1 protein-coding gene is annotated in these 3088 nt (G+C 58.9%); it reads left to right on the forward strand.

Annotation, left to right across the window (positions count from 1 at the left end; genetic code table 11):
* The coding region (locus tag BAZ21_RS27430) for a condensation domain-containing protein (RefSeq protein ID WP_141695052.1) at positions 1–3088 on the forward strand (3088 nt) is incomplete at both ends.

Here is a 3088-nt window from a genome sequence, read left to right on the forward strand (position 1 = left end):
CACGGCGGCGGGCTACCGGCGGGAATACCGGTTGGATCAGTTCCCGGTGCGGCTGCTGCAGCTCGCAAGCTTCTCGTTTGACGTGTTCGTGGGAGATATCGCGCGGACGCTGTACAACGGAGGGACGATGGTGATTGTGCCGAAGGACGACCGGATCGATCCGTCTCGTCTGCACCACTGGATGGAGCGGGAGCGGGTCACCATCTTCGAATCGACGCCGGCGCTGATCGTGCCGTTCCTGGAGTACGTGCACGAGCAGCGGCTGGATATGAGCTGGATGGAGCTGTTGATCACGAGCTCGGACAGCTGCAGCGTGGCGGATTACCGGACCTTGCAGGAACGCTTCGGCTCGTTGTTCCGGATCATCAACGCTTACGGCGTGACGGAAGCGGCGATCGACTCAAGCTTCTACGACGAGCCGCTGGCGAAGCTGCCGCAGACAGGCCATGTGTCGATCGGCAAAGCGTGGCTGAATGCGAAATTCTACATCGTGGACGCCCATCTGAACCCGGTGCCGGTCGGGGTGCTGGGCGAGCTGGTCATCGGCGGAGTCGGCGTGGCGCGCGGGTACTTGAACCGTCCGGAGCTGACGGAAGAGAAGTTCGTAGACAGTCCGTTGACCGCGGGCGAGCGGCTGTACCGCACGGGAGACTTGGCGCGGTGGATGGAGGACGGGAACGTGGACTTCATCGGCCGGATCGACAACCAGGCGAAAATCCGGGGGTACCGGATTGAGACGGGCGAAGTCGAAGCGAAGCTGCTGAGTGTAGGTGGCGTGAAGGAAGCGGTCGTCGTCGTCAGGGAAGATCAAGAAGGTCAGAAAGCTTTGTGCGCTTATTATACAGCGGAAGAAGGCTTGACGGCGGCGGACCTGAAGCGTGCGATTGCCAGCGAGCTGCCGGGGTACATGATCCCGTCGTACTTCGTGGAGCTGGAGCGCCTGCCTCTGACGCCGAACGGAAAGATCGACCGGAAGGCGCTGCCGTCACCGGAAGAGGGAGCAGGCGGAGGCCGCGAATACGTGGCGCCGCGCACCGAACTTGAGGCGAAGCTGGCCGCCATTTGGCAGGATGTGCTTGTTCGGGAGAAGGTGGTAGGCGTAACGGACAACTTCTTCGACCTCGGCGGACACTCCCTGCGGGCGACGACGCTTGTCAGCAAAATGCATAAGGAGCTAGGCGTTGAATTCCCGCTTCGCGACGTATTCCGCTACTCGACGGTTGAGGAAATGGCCGCGGCTATGGAGCTGCTGGAGATCGGCTCGTTCACGGCTATTCCGGCTGCGGAACCTAGCGAGTATTATCCGCTCTCTTCCGCTCAGAAACGTCTCTATATCTTGAACCAGCTGGAAGGAGCCGAGCTGAGCTACAACATACCGGGAGCTATGCTGCTCGAAGGGGAGCTCGACCGGCAGCGGTTTGAAGAAGCGTTCCGCGGGCTCGTAGCTCGTCATGAAACGCTGCGTACCGGCTTTGAGATGGTAAAAGGCGAAGCGGTTCAGCGGATTTACGAAGAAGCCGCCTTCCAGGTGGAATATGTGCAGATCAGCGGGGAGCAGGCGGAAGAAACGGTGCGCCAATTCGTTCGTCCGTTTGATCTAGCGAAGCCGCCACTTCTGCGGGTAGGCCTTGCCGAACTGGCGCCGGACCGGCACATTCTAATGTTCGATACGCATCATATCGTATCTGACGGCGTTTCGATTGACGTACTGATCGAAGAGTTCGTCCGCTTGTACAGCGGGGAGCAGTTGGAGCCGCTCCGCATTCAGTACAAAGATTATGCGGTATGGCAGCAATCGGACGAGCAGAAAGCTCAGCTTGCCAAGCAGGAAGCCTACTGGCTCGACATGTTCCGCGGAGAGCTGCCGGTTTTGGAATTGCCGGCGGACTATCCGCGCCCGGCTATGCAGAGCTACGAGGGCCGCACGCTGCAATTGTTTATGCATAGCGAGAAAAGCGAGGGTCTGAAACGGCTTGCAGCCGAGAACGGCGCAACGCTTTACATGGTTCTGCTTGCTGGTTATACAATATTATTGCAGAAATATACAGGGCAAGAAGACGTGGTGGTCGGTACGCCGATTGCGGGAAGAAATCACAGCGACGTTCAGCCACTGATAGGGATGTTCGTCAATACCCTGGCCATCCGCAGTTATCCGGCTGCCGGTAAGACGTTCCTTGACTACTTGAAGGAAATCAAGGAGACGACGCTGGGCGCTTTTGAACATCAGAATTATCCGTTTGAGGAACTGGTGGATAAGGTGAACGTGGCTCGTGATTTACGCCGCAATCCGCTGTTCGATACGATGTTTGCTTTGCAGAATACAGAGAATTTGGAAATCCAGCTTCCCGGACTCCATTTGTCGACGTATGCCAGCGAAGAAATTGTTTCTAAATTCGATCTCAGCTTGGACGTCACGGAGATCGAGGAAGGCTTGGAATATCTGTTTGAATACGCCACTGCTCTTTATAAAACCGAAACGGTGGAGAAATTGGCCGCTCACTACTTGCATCTGCTTGAATCCATTCTCCGCAACCCGTCGGCGACTATTGCCGAGCTGGGCATTTTGACACCGGCGGAAAAAGAGCAAATTCTCGGCGCGTTTAACCCGGCGCAGCCGGAAGCGGCTCCTGCGGCCGCGTTCCACCGGCTGTTTGAGGAACAGGCGGAGCGCACGCCGGAAGAGGCGGCCGTCGTGTACGAGAACGACCGGCTGACGTATGCGGAGCTGAACGAGCGGGCGAACCGCTTGGCGGCTACATTGCGCGCAAGTGGCATCGGCCGGGAGTCAATTGTCGGTATTCTCGCCGAGCGTTCGGTGGACTTGCTGGTGGCCGTGCTGGCCGTCTGGAAAGCCGGCGGGGCGTATGTGCCGCTTGACCCGGATTATCCGGCGGAGCGCGTGCGGTTCATGCTCGAAGACAGCGGAGCGAAGGTGCTGCTGACGCAAACGCCGCTGCGAGAGCGTGCCGAAGCCTGGCTCGGCGAAGAGGAGCTGGCGCTGGCGGCGGTGCTGTACCTGGACGACGAAGCGTCGTACAGCGAGGAGCGGGCGAATGCGCCGATTGTCTCCGGCAAGCTGACGGATGCT

Origin of the sequence: Paenibacillus kribbensis (genome assembly GCF_001705305.1) — a bacterium.
GTDB classification, from domain to species: domain Bacteria; phylum Bacillota; class Bacilli; order Paenibacillales; family Paenibacillaceae; genus Paenibacillus; species Paenibacillus kribbensis_B.